22 protein-coding genes are annotated in these 19,307 nt (G+C 35.2%); 14 read left to right on the forward strand and 8 right to left on the reverse strand.

Annotation, left to right across the window (positions count from 1 at the left end):
• Positions 1–5 precede the first annotated feature (5 nt).
• From BQ5367_RS05425 to BQ5367_RS05440, 4 genes are all read right to left on the reverse strand, one after another.
• Positions 6–407 (reverse strand): GntR family transcriptional regulator, encoded by a 402-nt coding sequence (locus tag BQ5367_RS05425; protein ID WP_071441525.1) that lies wholly within the window; start codon positions 405–407, stop codon positions 6–8.
• Positions 408–1,769, reverse strand: coding sequence for a PH domain-containing protein (locus BQ5367_RS05430; protein ID WP_071441526.1), 1,362 nt, complete (start codon positions 1,767–1,769; stop codon positions 408–410).
• A 290-nt stretch (positions 1,770–2,059) separates the two neighbouring features.
• Positions 2,060–2,938, reverse strand: coding sequence for a peptidylprolyl isomerase PrsA family protein (locus BQ5367_RS05435; RefSeq protein WP_071441527.1), 879 nt, complete (start codon positions 2,936–2,938; stop codon positions 2,060–2,062).
• Between the two features lie 11 nt (positions 2,939–2,949).
• The gene (locus tag BQ5367_RS05440) at positions 2,950–3,936 is read right to left on the reverse strand and encodes a foldase protein PrsA (protein ID WP_071441528.1); all 987 of its coding nucleotides are present in this window, start codon (positions 3,934–3,936) and stop codon (positions 2,950–2,952) included.
• A 265-nt stretch (positions 3,937–4,201) separates the two neighbouring features.
• Between BQ5367_RS05440 and sufC the strand changes: the two genes are divergently transcribed.
• The 8 genes from sufC to BQ5367_RS05480 all read left to right on the forward strand — a co-directional run bounded on the left by sufC (position 4,202) and on the right by BQ5367_RS05480 (position 10,406).
• Positions 4,202–5,032, forward strand: coding sequence for a Fe-S cluster assembly ATPase SufC (gene sufC, locus BQ5367_RS05445; RefSeq protein WP_071441529.1), 831 nt, complete (start codon positions 4,202–4,204; stop codon positions 5,030–5,032).
• 1 nt (position 5,033) lies between these two features.
• Positions 5,034–5,813, forward strand: a complete 780-nt coding sequence (locus tag BQ5367_RS05450) for a SufD family Fe-S cluster assembly protein (protein ID WP_071441530.1) — start codon at positions 5,034–5,036, stop codon at positions 5,811–5,813.
• On the forward strand, positions 5,810–7,036 hold the full coding sequence (locus BQ5367_RS05455; protein WP_071441531.1) for an aminotransferase class V-fold PLP-dependent enzyme: 1,227 nt from the start codon (positions 5,810–5,812) through the stop codon (positions 7,034–7,036). The genes BQ5367_RS05450 and BQ5367_RS05455 overlap by 4 nt, the downstream gene beginning before the upstream one ends.
• Positions 7,037–7,048: 12 nt before the next feature.
• On the forward strand, positions 7,049–7,486 hold the full coding sequence (gene sufU, locus BQ5367_RS05460) for a Fe-S cluster assembly sulfur transfer protein SufU (protein ID WP_071441532.1): 438 nt from the start codon (positions 7,049–7,051) through the stop codon (positions 7,484–7,486).
• A 3-nt stretch (positions 7,487–7,489) separates the two neighbouring features.
• On the forward strand, positions 7,490–8,884 hold the full coding sequence (gene sufB / locus BQ5367_RS05465; protein WP_071441533.1) for a Fe-S cluster assembly protein SufB: 1,395 nt from the start codon (positions 7,490–7,492) through the stop codon (positions 8,882–8,884).
• Positions 8,885–8,983: 99 nt separating this feature from the next.
• On the forward strand, positions 8,984–9,406 hold the full coding sequence (locus tag BQ5367_RS05470; RefSeq protein ID WP_071441534.1) for a GNAT family N-acetyltransferase: 423 nt from the start codon (positions 8,984–8,986) through the stop codon (positions 9,404–9,406).
• 147 nt (positions 9,407–9,553) lie between these two features.
• The gene (locus BQ5367_RS05475; protein WP_071441535.1) at positions 9,554–9,850 is read left to right on the forward strand and encodes a DUF1805 domain-containing protein; all 297 of its coding nucleotides are present in this window, start codon (positions 9,554–9,556) and stop codon (positions 9,848–9,850) included.
• The gene (locus BQ5367_RS05480) at positions 9,840–10,406 is read left to right on the forward strand and encodes a sporulation protein YunB (RefSeq protein WP_071441536.1); all 567 of its coding nucleotides are present in this window, start codon (positions 9,840–9,842) and stop codon (positions 10,404–10,406) included. Before BQ5367_RS05475 ends, BQ5367_RS05480 begins: the two co-directional genes overlap by 11 nt.
• A gap of 67 nt (positions 10,407–10,473) precedes the next feature.
• On the opposite strand, the gene BQ5367_RS05485 is transcribed toward BQ5367_RS05480, so the two are convergent.
• The 3 genes from BQ5367_RS05485 to BQ5367_RS05495 all read right to left on the reverse strand — a co-directional run bounded on the left by BQ5367_RS05485 (position 10,474) and on the right by BQ5367_RS05495 (position 12,114).
• Entirely contained in the window at positions 10,474–10,710 is a 237-nt protein-coding gene (locus BQ5367_RS05485; protein ID WP_071441537.1) for a NifU family protein, read from the reverse strand.
• A 12-nt stretch (positions 10,711–10,722) separates the two neighbouring features.
• A complete protein-coding gene (locus BQ5367_RS05490; protein WP_071441538.1) occupies positions 10,723–11,187 on the reverse strand; it encodes a divergent PAP2 family protein in 465 nt (154 codons plus the stop codon).
• A gap of 84 nt (positions 11,188–11,271) precedes the next feature.
• A complete protein-coding gene (locus BQ5367_RS05495; RefSeq protein WP_071441539.1) occupies positions 11,272–12,114 on the reverse strand; it encodes a hypothetical protein in 843 nt (280 codons plus the stop codon).
• 62 nt (positions 12,115–12,176) lie between these two features.
• On the opposite strand from BQ5367_RS05495, the gene BQ5367_RS05500 reads away from it, so the two are divergent.
• The 4 genes from BQ5367_RS05500 to BQ5367_RS05515 are packed head-to-tail and all read left to right on the forward strand — an operon-like array spanning position 12,177 to position 15,816.
• Entirely contained in the window at positions 12,177–13,403 is a 1,227-nt protein-coding gene (locus BQ5367_RS05500; RefSeq protein ID WP_071441540.1) for a hypothetical protein, read from the forward strand.
• A complete protein-coding gene (locus tag BQ5367_RS05505) occupies positions 13,390–14,505 on the forward strand; it encodes an Mbeg1-like protein (RefSeq protein WP_071441541.1) in 1,116 nt (371 codons plus the stop codon). Before BQ5367_RS05500 ends, BQ5367_RS05505 begins: the two co-directional genes overlap by 14 nt.
• Positions 14,489–15,217, forward strand: a complete 729-nt coding sequence (locus tag BQ5367_RS05510) for a TIGR01906 family membrane protein (protein WP_071441542.1) — start codon at positions 14,489–14,491, stop codon at positions 15,215–15,217. The genes BQ5367_RS05505 and BQ5367_RS05510 overlap by 17 nt, the downstream gene beginning before the upstream one ends.
• A gap of 35 nt (positions 15,218–15,252) precedes the next feature.
• On the forward strand, positions 15,253–15,816 hold the full coding sequence (locus BQ5367_RS05515) for a Maf family protein (RefSeq protein WP_071441543.1): 564 nt from the start codon (positions 15,253–15,255) through the stop codon (positions 15,814–15,816).
• A gap of 121 nt (positions 15,817–15,937) precedes the next feature.
• Here the strand turns inward: BQ5367_RS05515 and BQ5367_RS05520 are convergent, their stop codons facing one another.
• Positions 15,938–17,389: a transposase gene (locus BQ5367_RS05520; RefSeq protein ID WP_071441052.1), complete on the reverse strand. Its 1,452-nt coding sequence runs from the start codon at positions 17,387–17,389 to the stop codon at positions 15,938–15,940.
• Between the two features lie 257 nt (positions 17,390–17,646).
• On the opposite strand from BQ5367_RS05520, the gene BQ5367_RS05525 reads away from it, so the two are divergent.
• Together BQ5367_RS05525 and BQ5367_RS05530 are read left to right on the forward strand one after the other, a co-directional pair.
• Positions 17,647–18,084 carry a DUF1307 domain-containing protein gene (locus tag BQ5367_RS05525; RefSeq protein WP_071441544.1) on the forward strand — a complete coding sequence of 146 codons (438 nt, stop codon included), beginning with the start codon at positions 17,647–17,649 and terminating at the stop codon, positions 18,082–18,084.
• A 44-nt stretch (positions 18,085–18,128) separates the two neighbouring features.
• Entirely contained in the window at positions 18,129–19,307 is a 1,179-nt protein-coding gene (locus tag BQ5367_RS05530; RefSeq protein WP_071441545.1) for a M1 aminopeptidase family protein, read from the forward strand.

Here is a 19,307-nt window from a genome sequence, read left to right on the forward strand (position 1 = left end):
TTTAACTAAGACTGATTTTTAAGTCTTGGACTTGTAAAGGAAATAGTTTGAAGCATATTTTGGCATAGTGTCATAAAATCCTCTTTATCCATTCCTTTTACAATCGCTTCGCTGGCAATTAAAGAAATTTCTTGTTCTAATTTTTGACGATATTCATCACTTTCATCTCTGTTTGGACAAACTTTAGCACCATGACGTCGGTCAGTTACGATATAACCCTCTTGTTTTAAAAGATTATAAGCTTTACTAACTGTCATCGTATTAACTTGCAGATCTTTTGCCAGAGTCCTAACTGCTGGTAAAGTTTCACCATATTTAAATTGACCACTGCCAATTCCACGAACGATCTCATTTCTTAACTGCAAATAAATCGGCGTTTCACTTTCATAATCAAGTTCAATAATCATTTATTCCACCTTCTTTACTAGCTGTTCATAAACAGCTTTTGTTTTTTCCTGTTCATCATCGTTGACAATATATACTCCATCCTGAGTATACAATATGATATAGGACGGATGTAAGGAAGCTAAATAAACTTCACAGTCGCCATATCGATCAAAACGATAATGACCTTTTCCATAAACTCCGGTATCTGTTCCATTGACACGGAAACCTTCTCCTAAGTCATCACTAAACTCTATTTTTTCAATAGATGTTAATGTCCATTCATGTTCATAAAAAGGGCTATCAACATGTAATGTTGTTTCTGTTAATGTTAATTCAGCAAGTTCATGATGTTGATCTAAATAATAAGGATAACCAAAAATATATCCAAAAAACACGAATATCACAACAAATACAGTTAGCATAAAATAACGATAACCTGGTTTTGCGGCATTAAAGATCATTTGCATGCCATTTGGACTCGGTATAAGTGTTCTGGGATCTGCCGGATTGTCATAAACGGCTCCGATCAAACCAATACGCCATGCTTCATCAACATTCTGATAGTAAAATTTATCCTCATGAAGACGAATCATTCGTTCTTTTAAGCGATAAAAAGACAGTAAACCTGACACCATTAAGATCATAAAACATACCGCAATTCCTAAACATAATAAACCAGCTATAAACTGTTTATCCAGTATTAATAAACCCAGATTAAAACAAGCATCACCACACCCGACATAAAACAATGCCATGAAATAACTATTCTTACGGGCCAAATTTAACTGGATATTTAAATCTGTGTCAGTTGTATACGTTTGATTGGCTATGCGAGAAATGAAATAACTGCCAACACATAAAATCATGATCATGATTAGTACGGTTGCGACTAAGATTGTTTGCTTATAGTAAATTCCAAATCCGAACAGAGCTAAATCCATACTTAATGGGATAGCTAAAAGATACCAGCAGGTCTTTGCTTTTTCCATATAAGCCGATAATTTTAAATCAACATGCATTTTTTTATCTTCTATGACGATCCATTGTTTTTCTCTTTTGAGTTCTTTTAATAATCTACGATACTTTCTAAAAGCAAAATTTGCCCCAATGACTAAAAGTACAAACCATGCCATCAGATAAACAAGATATATCATTCCTGATATAAAGAGCGTTGGTAGAGCTAAAAGTGTGATTAAAAAATAATTTCTTTGGCTTTCTTTTTTAAATCCAAGACAAAGCTCTTTTACTTCTTGACTATCATAAGCATATTCAGGAACTGATATCAAAAATAATCGTTTTTCACGATACGCTGCATCACTTTTTGACTGATAATAAATCACTGCCTCTATAAATAACATGACCCCTAAAACAAACCATTTCATTTATACCACCTCTTTGTATTATATATTATAATACAAATAATACAAAAATAATAGATATTTTTATCTAAAACTTACATAGCAAAAGACATGGCTCTGCATCAGTTTGCTCATCCAGCCTAAACCATGTCTATAAGAGGAGAATATCATTAAGTCTGTGTCATGTTACGAATGCCTAAATTCTATTTAATGGCATAGGTGTATTTATCTAGTACTTAAAAAATCTAAAAGGATGAAGTTATCACCTAAGCAGCAACAATCATAAAAAAGCGTCAGCTTTATGCCGACGCTTATTAGTTATCCTGGACGATATAGCTTGCTTTCTGAGACTGGATACCGTTATATAAATCTATATCATATACTGTAAAGTTATATTTATCTAGATAGTATGCAAAGGCATCATCAGCAATTGTAGAAAGACCTTCAATCGTACTTTGTGCTTCTTCTAAAGGAACATCAACACTGACAACTTCAATAACATAGAAGTTAGATAAATCCGAGCTATACTGATAAAGATCCAAAAGAGTATTATCTTCAGTAACAGCCATAATATTTTCCCAGATATCACTGCCTAAGCCAGAAGCATTTGTTAAGATCTGCTCACTGCCATCATAAGTCGTAGTTACTGAATCATACTGATTTACAGCTTCTTCAATCGTCAATTCACCATTTTTAACTTTTTCCTGAACTTCAGCAGCAATACTTGAATCTGTTGTCTGGAAAATTCTCAGCTTTCTAATCTGATAATTTTCTTTGATCTCATCATAATTATCAGTAATATATTTACTAGTTAACTGAGAAGCACGAACAGAAAGCAAGGCTCTTTCTTCAAGATACTGCTGTTCATTCTCATAGCCCATACTGGAAAGGAAAGTAGACCAGTTTTCTTCGCCAACAGTATCTTTAAAGCTCTGCATTGTTGACTGTGCCTCACTCATCATTTCATCTGTTACAGGAACTTCCTGATCAACGATATAAGCCGTAAGTTTTGAAATGATGGCGGTAACACCATTTTCTGATTTCAACCCTGTATAAACATCATTTTTAGTAATGGTCGTATTTCCGACAGTAATCAGAGCATCATTACCATCACTTAAACTTGTTGTAGCATCTTTACATCCGCTTAATGTTACAAGTAAGGCAAATGCACACACTGTTAATAATTTTTTCATGATGATCCTCCTTACTTTTCATCTTCAATGCCAAGATATGACTTAATGGCATTTTCAACATTTTCATTGGCAAATTCAACACCTAATTCCTGACCTGTTTCCCAGATGATCTGAGCATTTAAATCCGGATTAGCTTTTTCAATTGCAGCATAGATATCATTTCGAATGTCTTCATTTTCCATCAGAGCTTCTTTATCTGTTTCAGTTACTAAGATTTTATGATAACCATACTCTGTCTGTACCCAGTCTGTAACAACACCTTTTTCAGCAGCTAAGGCAGCTTCTTTAAATTCTGTTACAAGGCTTGAGTCTGAATCTACATAGCCAAGATTTCCACCATCGCTTGCACTGCCATCATCGGAATATTCTTTGGCAACTTCCGCAAAATCTTCACCATCTGCCAGCGCCTGATCAATGGCATCCATCTTTGCCTGTTCTTCTTCAGTGATATTGTTGAAATCACTGATCGTAACTAAGATGTGTGAAACAACTCGTGAATTCTTTTCTTCATATATTGGTGTGAACAGATTATCAAGATCTTTTGCATAAGCATCACCAATCAGTTTCTGCATTTTAAAAGAATGGGTAAAATAAAGTTCTAAATCATCTAAACTAGAATATCCGGCAGCTTGCAGCTGACTAAGCAGCGTTGACTCCTGGCCTTCATAATTCTGCTTGACGCTTGTAACGGCTGTCGCAATGTTTGTTTTCATTTCATCATCTACACTCACAGCAGCATCAACGACCGCTCTTTCAAAATAGCTGAATAAAACTTGTGTACCAGCTGAACTTGAGCTGCTTTCATCTCCGTAAAGCTCAAGATATAAATCATCAGCGAAAAAGTCCGTATCGCCGATAGATGCGACGACATCTTTGCCATCTACTTTTTTACCCGGGAGTTTTCCTTTGTTGGTGTCGTATGTATAATATCCGACAGCTGCAATCAGAATGACCGCAACTAATACGACAAACCAATTTTCTTTTAGCTTTTCAATCATAATGTCCTCCTCGTATTTAGACTTGTTTATTATAGAATAAAAAGGGTTAAAAATCAATTTAATCTCAACTGTTCAAGATAAATTCACGTTTTCTTCAAGATTTCTTCACACAAATGTTCTTATATAATATGAAGTTTATAGTTTTAAAATGAAAATATCGGTCAAAATTACTTATATGAGACAGATGAAAAAATAAATAGAACATATTACGTGAAGAATTATAAGAATTGTATTATAATATACAAGCAAGAAAAGAGAGGTAGTTATGGCATTATTAGAAATCAAAGATCTACATGTATCAATTGAAGATAAAGAAATATTAAAAGGGTTATCATTGTCAATCGAAGAAAATGAGATCCATGCATTAATGGGACCTAATGGTAACGGCAAAAGTACTTTGCTGGCAGCTATTATGGGACATCCAAAATATACGGTAACACAAGGAAGCATTACTTTTAAAGGAAAAGATGTATTAAGTATGAGTCCGGATGAAAGAAGCCGTGCCGGGTTATTTTTAGGTATGCAGTATCCGCAGGAAATTGCCGGAGTTACCAATTCTGATTTTATAAGAGCAGCGATCAATGCCCGTTTAGACAAACCTATTCCGTTATTCAAGTTTATCAAAGAAATGGAATCAACGATCGCCAAACTGCAAATGAAACCGGATCTGGCTCACCGTTTTTTAAATGAGGGCTTTTCCGGTGGAGAAAAGAAAAGAAATGAAATCGTACAGATGAGCATGTTGAAGCCGTCATTCAGCATGTTAGATGAAATTGATTCCGGTCTGGATGTAGATGCCTTGAAAATTGTGGCTGATGCCATTGTGGATCTCCAGAAGGAAAACAATATGGCCCTTTTGGTCGTATCGCACTATGCCCGTTTCTATCAGCTGTTGAAACCGACACATGCTCATGTTTTGGTAGATGGCAAGATCGTAGTCAGCGGGGATGCTTCTTTAGTGGAAAGAATCGATACTGAAGGTTACGACTGGATCGAGAAAGAATATGGCATTCATGTTAATGAGGAAACACCTGTTATCAAAACAGGGGTTACATCTATAGGCAGCTGTGCCGCTAAAGTAAGAAAAGGGGCATAGTATGGAGAAAGTAACTCTGACAAACCATTCTTTTGAAAAAATGGATATCCAGGAATCAAAAGAATTGGAAATTTATGTAGAAAAAAATGCAGAGGCTTCTCTATATATAGCTACATCCGCAAAAGTAGATTTAAAATGTTCCATCACTTTAGAAGAAAATGCCCATCTCAAAGCACTGTTTTGGAATGAATGTGAAAGCTTGAACAGTGAATGTGTGATCATGGCGAAAAAAGATGCAAAGATGGAACTTAATCTTGGGGAAGTCAATAGTGGAGAAGTTCAAAGCACGCAAAAGATTTACTTACAGGGAGAAGGAAGCGAGCTTCAATTAAGAAGTGCTCTGGCTGTCAGTGAAAAAAAGCATTTTGAAATTGAATGTGTTCATGAAGCACCTTATACTCAAAGCAACATGGAAAATTATGCAGTTGTTTATGAAAAAGGAAATTTTAAGATGAACGATACGGGTAGAATCCTTAAAGATGCTTATGGCAGCAATTCTCATCAGTCAAGCAGAGCTTTAGTTTTAAGTGAAGATCAGACGTGCGAGATCACGCCGATCCTTTTGATCGATGAAAATGATGTGCAGGCTTCTCATGCAACAACGATCGGACAGATCGATGAAAATCAGCTTTATTATTTACAGACAAGAGGACTGACGAAGAAACAGGCATTGGGATTGATCACAGTAGGTTATCTGATGCCGATTGCTTCTGTTTTAGATGATGAAATATTAAAAGAGGAATTGACCTCTAAAATAGAAAAGAAGGTGGGTCTTTCATGATCGATGTACAAAAAATTAGGGAAGACTTTCCTATCCTGAAAAGAAAGATGCAAGGTCATGATCTCATTTATTTTGATAATGCTGCGACAACATTCAAACCACAGTGCGTGATTGATGCAGTCGTGCGTTATTATACTGAATTAGGTGCAAATGCACATCGTGGAGATTATGAACTAAGTTTTCAGGTAGATAGTGAATATGAGGGATGCCGTAAGGCTGTAGCCCGGTTTATCGGTGCTGATGAAAAAGAAATCGTATTTACTTCCGGGGCAAGTGCTTCCTTAAATCAGATTGCTTATGGCTATAGCCGCTTTTTAAAACAAGGTGATGTGATCTTAAGCTGTGAAGCGGAACATGCTTCCAGTATTCTTCCATGGATGCGGGTAGCTGAAGAAAAAGGCTGTATCATCAAATATATTGAATTAGATGAAGAAGGACGTTTATCGATTGAAAGCTTAAAAGATTTGTTAGATGAGAAAGTCAAAGTTGTGGCATTAGCTCATGTTACCAATGTTTTAGGTTATGAAGCACCGATGAAAGAAATTTGTGCTTTGGCACATCAGATAGGAGCTGTCGTAGTGATGGACATGGCTCAGAGTGCTCCGCATATGAAAGTAGATGTCAAAGATATTGACTGTGATTTTGCGGCTTTTAGTGCTCATAAGATGTGTGGTCCAACAGGTTTAGGTGTCATGTATGGAAAGTATGAACTGTTATCTAAAATGGATCCATATATGCTTGGAGGCGGCAGCAATGCCCGCTTTGATATGTGTGGGAATTTGCTTTTGAAAGAAGCCCCTTATAAATATGAAACAGGTACTCCGCCCATTGAAGCAGTCATCGGATTTCATGCTGCTCTCAATTATCTAAGTCAGATCGGTATGGATGAGATTCAGGCTTATGAGAAAGAATTGCATGACTATGCGATTGAAAAATTGTCTAAACTAGAAAATATACTCTTATACAATCCGCATGCAGATGCAAGTATCATTACTTTTAATGTCAAAGATGTGTTTGCCCAGGATGCCGCAACCTTCTTTAATTCACAAGGTGTGGCAGTACGGGCAGGTCATCACTGTGCGAAGCTTTTGACAAAAAAACTAGAGACAAGCGCAACGCTTCGGGCGAGCTGTACATTCTATAATACAAAAGAAGAAGTAGATCGCTTTGTGGAGGTTTGTTCACAGGCAACGATTGAAAACTGTTTAGGTGTCTTCTTTTAGAAAGGAGTCGTTATGAATGATTTAATGCAGGATCCAATGATCTTACGTCAGATCATTATGGATCATTATGAATATCCACGTAATCATGAATTAACTCATGATGAAGCTTATATGAGCCGTCATATGGCTTCTGATTCATGTATTGATGACATTTATGTAGAAGCGAAAATCAAGGATCATGTCATTGAAGATATTCGCTTTGATGGGGTTGCCTGTACGATCGCAACAGCAAGCACTTCTATTATGAGTGAGCTTTTAAAAGGAAAGACGATCGATGAAGCGAATAAAATCATTGAAAACTATCATGCGATGATCGATGGTAAAGAATATGATGAAGATCTGCTGGAAGAAGCAGTGTGCATGCATACGGTAGGAAAGCAGGCAAATCGCATTAAATGTGCGACGATTGGCTGGAAGGCCATTGAAGAAATGATTAAGGAAAGTGAGTAAGACATGGAAAATAAATTCCCAAGTGAAGAATATAAGTATGGTTTTCATGATGAAGATGTAAGTGTCTATAATACTGGAAAAGGTTTAAATGAACATATCGTTGAACTGATTTCTAAAAAGAAAAACGAACCGGAATGGATGCTGGAATATCGTCTGAAAAGCTATCGTCAGTTTAAAAACATGAAATTACAGGAATGGGGACCTGATCTGAGTCATATTGATTTTGATGATTATACCTACTATATCAAACCAAGTGAAAAACAGGAAAGAAATTGGGAAGATGTTCCGGAAACGATCAAAAATACCTTTGATAAGCTGGGTATTCCAGAAGCTGAACAAAAGTTTCTGGCAGGGGTATCTACACAGTATGAATCAGAAGTTGTCTACCATAACATGTTGAAAGAAGTAGAAGAAAAAGGTGTTATCTTTTTAGATACGGATAGTGCTCTTCGTGAATATCCGGAATTATTTAAGAAGTATTTTGGGACTTTGGTAAGTTATGCTGATAATAAATTTGCAGCACTAAATAGTGCTGTATGGTCAGGAGGCAGCTTTATTTATGTACCAAAAGGGGTCAAGCTTGAAAAACCATTACAATCGTATTTTAGAATTAATTCAGAAAGAATGGGACAGTTTGAAAGAACGCTGATCATCGTTGATGAAGGAGCAGATGTTCACTATGTGGAAGGATGTACGGCTCCTACATATTCCAATGATTCCCTGCATGCAGCCGTAGTTGAGATCTTTGTTCATAAAGATGCGAAATGTCGTTATTCTACAGTCCAGAACTGGTCAAGCAATATCTTAAACCTGGTAACAAAAAGAGCTATCTGTTATGAAAATGCGACCATGGAATGGATCGATGGAAACATTGGATCACAAATTAATATGAAATATCCTGCCTGTGTATTAGCAGGTGAATATGCTAAGGGCATTACGGTATCTATTGCAGTTGCCGGTAAAAATCAGTTACAGGATGCGGGTGCGAAGATGATTCATCTAGCTCCTCATACTTCTAGTAATATCATTTCTAAATCAGTTTCTAGAAATGGCGGTAAAGTCAATTATCGTGGTCTTGTCAGTCATGGACCAAAGGCTCAGTTTTCAAAGAGCAAGGTAGAATGTGATACGTTGATCCTTGATAAACAGTCAACGAGTGATACGATACCAACCAATATCATGAAAAATGAAACAAGTCAGATCGAACATGAAGCAACGGTATCTAAGATCAGTGAAGAACAGCTTTTCTATCTGATGAGTCGTGGTCTGACCAAAGAAAGTGCTACGCAGATGATCGTAATGGGCTTTTTGGAACCATTTACTCGTGAACTTCCAATGGAATATGCCGTAGAGCTTAACCAGCTTCTAAAGCTTGATATGAGCGATTCAATTGGTTAAAAAGACTGTCAGAGGACAGTCTTTATTTTGAAACTTGATAATAAAGAGAGTTTGTAAGATAAATATGATAATCTGTATTTAACTGGGAAGGATAATGATATGATACGAAAAGCAGAGATAAAAGATGAAACAGCAATACTTCAATTATTAGATGAATTAGAAGAAACGAAGTTTTCAGAAGAAAGATTTCATGAGCTATATCTTAGAGATTTACAAGATAAAAGGCATCATTGCTTTGTGTATGAAGAAAATGATCAAATATTAGGCATGATTCATCTTCAACAACTACATCCCTGGCATCATCATAAAGAGGTCATGGAAATCATGGAATTAATCGTAGATCCTCATTTTCGCTCAAAAAGAGTCGGTGCCCAATTATTCGACTATGCTCAAAAATTTGCATTAAAAGAAAACTGTGAACAGATAGAACTGGCAACAAATCAAAAAAGAAAAAAAGCTCATGCCTTTTATGAAAAACACGGAATGGTTCAAAGCCATTATTCCTATACCAAAAAGCTTTAGAGATGGCAAAGACCATCTTTTTCTTTGGGCAAATGCCTAAATATAAAACATCTAGGTACATAACATGGAGTAGAGAGTTGACTCTAAACTTCTGAAATGAGACTTATTTTCATATAGTAGAACAGAGATCAAAAAGAGGGATATGATATGATTGATCTAAAAAGTATTGTTATTGAAACAGAAAGAGTGATCGGTTTACAAATCAAGCTTCCGTTTACTCTTTTAATATTTGTTTTTAATACAAAAGGTTTTCTATGCGGTAATCAGCTTAGTATAGAAGCATTTAAACATAATCGTGCAAGTATCTGTATCATGTCGAAATCATCAACCTATGAAGAATGTTTAAACAGTGAAGTTAAAGCTATGAACCAGTCAGCCATTGATAAAGGAATTGAAATTGGCATGAAAGGTAAAAAAGCTTTAATGCTGATGTATGAAAATTAAAAAAAAGAATCTATGGCTGATGATTCTTTGCATCTTTATCTTTTTATTAGGAGCCTTCTATATACAGCTGCAGCCAGTTTTTCAGATACAGGCGCAAGCTTACTTCCACCAACAGGTTGTCAGTGAGATCATGAATAGTATCAAAGAAATTACTGTCCCTGATGAATTTGTAGTCAAAAGTGACAATCAGGTCAGTATCAATGCAAATGTACTGAATAAATGGATCGTCGAAGTGAATGAAAAACTCAATGAGTCGATCCCTGATGTTTATGAAGCTTCAATACCGCTTGGTTATTTTACAGGAGTTGTCTTTTTTCAAAATCAGGGGCCTGATATTTCAGCAACGTTTTTAATATCTAATCGTATTATCGCCCGTTATAATATCAAAACGACTGCTTTAGGTATCAATAATGCTTTTATTGAACTCATTTTAAATGTAGAATGTAAAGGGATTGTTTTATTTGGCTTTGAAAAAAATGAACTATCTATTACTGAAAAAATTCCTTTAGCATTAGAATATATCCAAGGAGAAGTACCGCAAATATTTCCGTATTGATAATAACGGTAAAAAAACACTGAATTCTAAACATTAGAAAACAGTGCTTTTACATAATAAAGATTTTTTAGTAAGCCTGTGCTACCTGAACACCGACAACTCCTTCTACCTCTTCCAATAATAATGCTTCTACACCCATTGAAATCGTATCATCTAAGGCTAAACAGTCACTGCAGGCTCCTAACATTTTAATGGTGACGATACCATCTTTAAAGCTGACAAATTCTAAATCTCCACCGTCTCGCTGAATATAAGGGCGGATTTTTTCTAAAACCGCAATAATTTCTTTTTCTTTCTCGCTCATATCCTATTCCTCCTAAAATATACCTAATATATAGGCAACACCCACTGTTAATACAGCACCTAATACAAAACCGCCAACAGCTTCGATCATTCGATGTCCCAAAACCTGTTTCATTTTTTCATGATAGATAGGATCATCTAAAGGAAGTTTGATCATTTCCGCAAGATCTGATACTAGCTGCTGTGTCAATTGAATATTTTTTCCCGCATAATAGCGTACATTAACAGCATCATAGATTACGATAACGCTGAAAACAGATGTTATCGCAAACAGTGTAGAATTGAATCCTTCTACAAGACCAACGGCAATGCTTAACGCTGTTACGGTCGACGTATGGCTGCTTGGAAAGCCTCCGCAGGCAATGGTATAGTGGATATCAAATTTACCGCTTCGGTAATAATAAATAAATGGTTTTATAACCTGTGCTAAAGCATTGGCACATAATGCGATCCATAATGGAAAAAGATCATGAAGCATTTCATCACCCCGTAGTCCTTATTATATCACGCTTAGGGGCATTTTGTGAAATATGACATAAAAAAATCAAATAAATTGTTAACTTTAAATTAAAAACAGACGAAAAATAGAATATAAGGCAAGATTTAAGAAGATATGCAAGAAACGGAATTTTAAATAATCAGGATATCGCAGTTCGCTTTCCTTGCAGCCGCTCATGATTTGAAGATGTGAACAAAAGCCTCCAAAACCAATACAGATAAGAATATAGAAAATGTGATATTGATGATGGGCATAATAAGCACATCCGCTAGAAAATTCCATAAAAAGCTGAATCATATCTTCAAGAGGTCTTAAATAAATCAAAAGAAGTGTTTTTAGTGAAGCTGTGATTAAAAGATAGGCTAAGATCAGTGCCATGGTATGGAGTGAAAATGAAATAGCCTGATAGAGGGAAACCGGCTCATGAGTGTTATTCAAAGAGATAGCTGTTTTTCTTGTCATAAAAAGTAAGATGAAAATACTTATGATATGAATCATAAAAACGATAAGGGCCGTATTTTGTGAAGTCATAAAGGCTAAGCTCATCATCATGAAGCTGAAAGAGGGAATAGCTGTGCAAATAATGAATCGATGGGCCTGATTTTTTGTAAGCTTATGTTCTTTTAAAAGGGAATTGATCATATAGCTTTGAGCAGGACTTCCCAGCAGGATTGCTTTTATGATGATAAAAAATGAAGCTGTATCCATATGAAAAAACTTTTGAATGAAAGAATTTTTATTTGTTTTTTGGGGAAGAGAGATCATCTGGACAAGGATGCATAAAAGAAAAAGACTGGGGAGAAGCTGTTCTATAAAGAAGGTCAGTGTTTGCTGATTTTCAAGAATAATAGCCTGATAGTGAAAAACAGAAAAGAAGATGAAACAGAGAAGAAGTAAAGTTTTCATGGCACACCCCTAGTATTTTATGGCTGAAACGAGTAAAATAGAAAAGAATGTGAGGAATATTTATGATACATATAAGTTTAGAAGGAATCGTAAAAACAAAAGAAGATGAAAATGCACTCATTGATCAGATAGAAAAAGTATGTCATGAATATAAAGTCCTTTTTGAAATAGATCATGGCATTGGTTCTATCTATGTATGTCCATGTGGTGTCATCGAAGTGAATATTTCAAATTATTATGCCATTTTAAAAACAAATACTGCACTTGTAGGACCTGGATATCATGCTTTTGTATGTGAACTGTTTGATAAGATCCAAAAAGGAAGTCATATTTATTTGTCTTTGGATGATGAGTGTGATTATCTGGAAGATCATGATCTAAATAGAATCAAAGATCTGGCTTTCTATCCTTATATGCATCGATTGATGGATAGTTTTTCGAAGATGAAAGAAGAGGATGAAGCGACTTATGCCTGGGATGATAAGAGCTATTTGCCGGTTGCTAAACCAAAAAGTGTGATTACACCATTTGGTTATATATATGCAAATGAATGTCAATCTGTTTCATTGCAGGAAGCCTGCAGTCGTTTCTATATTTGGAATGAAGTTGAAAAAGATGCTCTTTTCTATCGTAATTCTGCTTTGGTAAGCTTATGGTGCGACTGTTTGTTTGAAAATTCATTGTATGATGAAGCGGCATTAAATTTAGCGAAATCAATTTGTATTGCATTGGAAAAAGCTCATGAGTTAGATAAAGAATTACCATTGCCAATAGATGAATATCAAATGTTATGTCGCCTTTTAAATCGTGAAAATCAAATCTTTGATGTGGATCAGTATCCAAAAGGTGATGTGGGTTATCGTAAGAATGAAGTGTTTTATGTTTATGGCAACTGGTTTATATATTTCCAGGGAAATGCGATTCAAAGCTTTGACGGACATACGATGATCTTAAAAATCGTAAATGAAGAAGAAACGCTTTTGAATATGAAAATTACAGGTTATAAGAGCAATGAGAAAATGGACTTTGCTTATCGCTATTTAAATACCGTTGACTCAATGGATAGCCTTGATTTTGAAGATGGTGCGATGCGGGTAAAAAGTGTTCTTCATGAACTTCATGATGGAACGAATACACTTTATTTGCAGGCGCAATGTATTAAGGAGAATGAAATGCTGATGATCAATGCCGAATGCAGTGATATGTCTTTTTATCAGCAAGCCATTCATACGCTTGAAAATATGCAGATGATCCGTCAGGAAAGAAGTGAAGTAGATGTTAAAGTATAGAGCAGAGGATTACGCATCTTTGTGTGCTTTGACCTATCTTGATATTCCTGAATACCGGAAGGGAATGCTTTTTTCTACTTATGTGGAACAGTGTTTTCTTAAAGGGTGCAAAGAAAATGAGTTTTATCAGCGTTTGCATGAATATGTCATGAAACAGAATTTTTATGAATTTATGGATCTGGAAATTGTCAACTATGTCAATGAGAACAATCATAGCGGGCTTGTTTTTTATCAGCTGGAGGATAAGAATGACTGCTATCTGATCTATCGTGGCAGTGAGCTCTATGATGCCGTAAATCATGAAAATGGATGGGAAGACTGGCTGGATAATCTAGAAATCTGGCTAGGGATCACAAATCAGCAGCTTCGAGCGATGAAATATTTTAATGAGTTAAATACGCAGAAAAGATTGCATTTAATTGGTCATTCGAAGGGCGGTAATATCGCTTTGTTTCTTGGCGTTGCCTGTAGTGATGAAAAGATGTCACAGATTGATGAGATCGTGACGTTTAATGCCCCTGGTATCAATGATGATATGATGATGCAGTATAAGAAAAGGATTCAGGATATTCATTTTAAAAATAAGATATTATGTATTGAAAATGAAAATGATCCTATTAGTTCAATGTTTTCACATGTGAAAGAGCCTGTATTGGTATCTTCGATATATAAAGGAGCAAGTGTGGAAGAAGCTTATCATTCTCATCAGATATGGGCTTATGAAAAAAAAGATGGTTATTTTGTCAGTGCAGCTAAAAAATCAATTCTTCCAAGACTGGCCGATCTTGTCAGCAATCATTTTGTAAATCTTTTAGATGAAGAAAATAAGAAAAAGTTTGTTCATAAATTCATGGAATATTGTCAGAATGATTGTTCATTGGAAGAAATGTATCATGTTGTGTTATATAACATTGGTATTCATCAAAATCTTTTAAGTGAAGATGAGGATTTCAGATCGGTGGAAATTCAGACATTGCTTTCTTTATTTCAAAAAGAAATGAAGGAAAAAGTCATTTCAATTCCAGAGAGTGTAAAGGCTTCATTTGACGAAGTAAAAAGTAAAGTAGAAGGCTGGGTGAATCAGGTTGGAAAGAAGCAGTAGGATAGCAGGCATCGTTGCTGTTGTAGGAATATTGGCAGCTTGTCTTTTTGGTAATATTGATTTTCATGCGTTTAATCTAAGTTATTATGAAAGTGAATATACAAAGCTGAATACGGCTGAAAGTATTGGAATGAGCAATGAAGCACTTTTTGAAGCTACGGATGCGCTTTTGAGCTATATCAAAGGGAATAGAGAAGATATCAGCTGTGTACAAGAGATCAATGGTGTTGAAAGGGAAGTTTTTGATGAACGGGAAACGGCTCATATGGTTGATGTAAAGGCCCTTTATCAGAATGCCGGAAATGTTTGTTTTCTTTTGACAGCTTTGGGAATAGCATCTTTGTTATTTATCTTTTTTATTTATAAAAAGGGATATGTTTCATTAGAGAAGGCTTTACTGTCATTAAAAGATGGCTTTCGGCAGGTAACGCTGGCTTTTGTGATCGTCGTATCGTTTTTGGTTTTTTATGCTTTAGTAGATTTTAATCGTTTTTGGACCGTTTTCCATGAAGTTTTCTTTACAAATGATCTTTGGCTTTTAGATCCAAGAGTATCTGTGATGATCAATATGTTTCCAGAGGAATTCTTTTTTGGCATGGTCATGAGAATTGCACTTGGCTTTATCATCTGTTATGCTGCGATTACTTTTATTTCTTGTTATGGGATACGAAGATATTTTAAAAAAGCGAATTTGATTGAAAAAGATAACTAATAGGGTTATAATTTTTATCAGAAAGAAGTGAAAATATGAGAAGTGTAATATTAGCAAGTGAATCACCAAGAAGAAGAGAACTGATGAATATAAGCGGTATACCTTTTAGCTGTGCCAGCCCAAAGATCGAGGAACACCTTGACCTTTCAAACGGTATAGAAGAAGGAGTCATGAAACTTGCGAAAGAAAAGGCAGAAGCGGTTTATGAAAGCCATGGAGGCTATCTCGTGATTGGCGCAGATACGATCGTGGTTATCGGAGATGAAATTCTGGGAAAACCAAAAGACAGTGAAGATGCCCGAAGAATGCTGAGACTTTTATCTGGTAAAACACATAAGGTCATTACGGGTGTTGCACTTGTCAATCAGGAAGTTCATGAAACTTTCTATGAAGTAACTGATGTTACTTTCTGTGAATTAAGTGATCAGGAAATTGATGATTACATCAAAAGCCGGGAACATTATGATAAAGCAGGAAGCTATGCCATTCAGGGTAAAGGTATGATGTTTGTGAAAAGAATTGAAGGGGACTATGCGAATGTCGTAGGACTGCCAATGTGCCATTTGGTTCATGAATTAAAAAAATATGTAGAAGAGTAAGGACGAAAAGTAGTACTTAATCGAAAAGAAAAAGAAGAGATTTTAAATAAAAAAGTTAAATAAAAAAAATGAGCGCACTAAAAACAAGTGCACAAATGAAATAAAATAAATTTAGCGAAAATCAGGTTTCATTTTTAATCCAAGCATCAAGATGAATATTGATGGCGGCAAAGATTGAAAAGAAAGCTGCTTTGGAGTCTTCACGAATTCTCATCTGATGAAGATGATAGTCATTGAGAATTCTATTATTGATTCTCTCAGTACAAGTTCTATTTTTGTATAGTTCTTTCCATTTATCTGTTTTGTAAGGAACAGGGCCAAAAAGACGCATATCAAGCGAATCGTTAATGTAAACAGTTCTACCATATGGAGAAGGAGAACATGTATCTGCATGTGGACAAGAATCAATCAATCCCATTTTTAGAGGACAACGGAATTTTCTTCTTTGCCTTTGATAGTCGTAGCCACAGTGATACATTTCAACACCACAATCACAAATTGGTTTGCCGTTTTCACTAATAGAATCAAAGTGTTTATAAATATTTTTACCCAATTTACGTTGATTGAAATCAATGATTGGGATAATATTATGGTGACGCAGAAATTGGTAAACGGCAGAAGAATCGCTTGCGGAATCGAAACACATGAATTTTGGAGAGAGTTCAGGGTTAATATCAAGGAAACGAGCGGTAGAGGAAATGGAAGACAGAGCATCATGACGAGAAGCTTTCTCTAAATCGATAAAGACGGGAAGGTCAGTATGGATTAGAGGGTTATGATAAGAAATGTTATAGAGAGTATAACCGAAGTAATACATTCCAAGATCACTGTCCCAACCAAAATCTGCGTTTTTAGCGCTATAACGATGAGTGTTTAAAATATTGTCATCTTTAATGATTTGATGACCAAAAGGAGAAGCATGAATATGAAAAGCAGAACCATCACCAGAAAAGACAAGATTGTAGGAATCAATAAAGCCCATGTCATGAGAAGGAATGACAGCAATAGCGTTAAAAAGTAATTGAAGAGTATAAATCATACGATCACGGTCAAAAACAGAACCATCATGAGTGTAATTATCGAAAAGAGAATAAGTATCATCATTAGAGAAGTTCATTAATTTTTCACCTTTCTTAGGTTTAGAAGAATTAGATTTATTCGTAAAAAGGCCTTTAGGAAGAAGATCGTTATGGTGAGAAAAAGAATGAGTGATACGGTTAATGAAATCGTAATGAGAAGAATGGTTAGGAACATTCCAAGAACCGATAAGATATTGAAGAAGCCTATCGTGATGAACTTCATAACACCAATTTTTAAGAGAAGTAAAACCAAGATGAAGCATCAAAACGACAGAACGCAAATAGATAGCAGGATCGTTAGCGGGACGACCCAAAGGAGAATATAAAGGAAAGATGATATCGGCGACAAGGTCGACATCAAGTTTAGACAACTTATGAATAGCAGACTTAAAATTAGGAGAAGAAAGTCTGAAAAGATCAGAAGTTGAAAGAGAAGACTTTTCTGTCTTAAGAAATTCTTTGTAATCTTGAGACGAAGAGAAATAAATTAACATTGAAGATCACCACCTACTTACTACAGAAAGGCGAGCAAAGCGAGCCCGCAACGAGGGCGATTTGTCAAGCAAAAAGTGAAAAAAGTTGGGGGGATTTCAAAAAAACGGCAATTAAAAAAGAGCGTAAACAAGCCGTTAAAATGTTTTCGACCACGCTCTAGAAATATAAGGGGAATTCCCTTTTTTTCTTTACAATTTTGTGTATAATAAAGATTAAGGATACAAATATTCTAAGAAAGAGAAAAAAGGAGAAAAATATGAAAAAGTTAACAGCATTATTATGTGTTTTATGTCTGGTTGGATGTTCATCAGAGGAAGACACAAAAACAACGGTTTGTACAGCAGAAATTAATGGGGTCAACATCACGAATTCATTTAAATCAAATGGTGATGAGATCACAAGTCAGTCAATTCAAAACGAGTTAGATTATAGCTCATCTGAGATATCTGCAGAAGAAATAACGGCAACAGCAGAAGCTTATAAAGCAGCTTATGACATAACTGGTGTGGAATATAGTTATGAAAATGATGGAAGTACGCTTTTTGAAAATATAACGATTGATTTTACAAAAACAGATTTCAGTGAGCTGATGGATGCTGGACTGATTACAAGTGACAGTGGCGAAGAAGTAACTTATATTTCATTGGAACAAACATTAGAAGCATTAGAAAATAGTGGTTTTGAGTGTAAGTAAGGATGAGCATTGACTCATCCTTTTTGCATAAGAGGTGATAATCATTGAATCGGTTAAACTTATATTTAAGTGATAAGATCAAGGCAACATTTACTAGAAAAGTAGAAGATACGGATTTTTTTGTTATTAATAAAGATTTTTATATTCATCGTCTGTTATGTGATAAAAAAGAAATGATATTTAAGGAAGAAACTACTTCTTCAAATTTTAAAGTCATTTTATTTGAAAAGATCAGTGGAATGCTTGAAATAGAATATGAAGGGATTCTTGATGGTACAACAGGCAAGTATCCTTATGTAAAAGAAAAGACAAGTGATGATTTTTATATCCTGCGGCATGAAACGGTTTATTATCCTTGCTTTATAAGAGTGGATAGTGAGGATTATATACAGCATTTGATCGAGCCAAGGGAAGAGGATATGTTTGAAGTAAGTGTTCATGTAGAAGACCAACGCTGTGCTGTAAGCAATCTAAAAGAAGTGAATGGCTGGTTAAGAGGATTTAATCCAACGATCGTAATTGGAAATTATCATGAATATAAGAGTTTTTTTGGTGCTGTTTATTATGAAATGATAGAAAAAGAAAAGCTTCAAAGACTTGAAAAAATCATTTATGATACGAATCAGTTTATGAATCGTTATAAAAAAGCAAAGATCCAGGATTATAAAATCATTATCATTCCAGAAGGATATGGCAGTTTTGTATTAGAAGATACGATGTTTGTAACTAAAGAAGGCTGTGAGGATGCTCAACAATTGATTCATGAACTGATTCATACACATTGGAATCCTAAGTGTGATAAAAAGATCCAGCGAGCACGTTTCTTTGATGAAGCTTTGACACAGTATTTTACTTATCGAGCATGTGATGCGTTAAATATCAGATCTAAAAAGGAGATCGAAGAGGCATATTTACATGATTATCAGAATATCATGACTACTTATGAAGTTTCGCCCATGCCGATTCATACCTTTGCAGATGAAGAATTAGGTGACTTGTCTTATTCTTTTGGTGCATTGGCACTTATTGCTTTAGAAAAACAAATCGGTGAAAAAGAAATGGATGACGGTCTTACTAAATGTTTGTTTTTATATGAGAAGGAAGCCATTGATTTTAATAAGTTTGAAGCTTTGTTTTCAAGTGAATCTAAAAAAGTATTTGATGAATATTTTAGAAATGAAACAGCTGCAAGAAGACTTTTAGATAATAAAAAAAGCTGCTGA

The organism is Traorella massiliensis (assembly GCF_900104665.1).
Taxonomy (GTDB): domain Bacteria; phylum Bacillota_I; class Bacilli_A; order Erysipelotrichales; family Erysipelotrichaceae; genus Traorella; species Traorella massiliensis.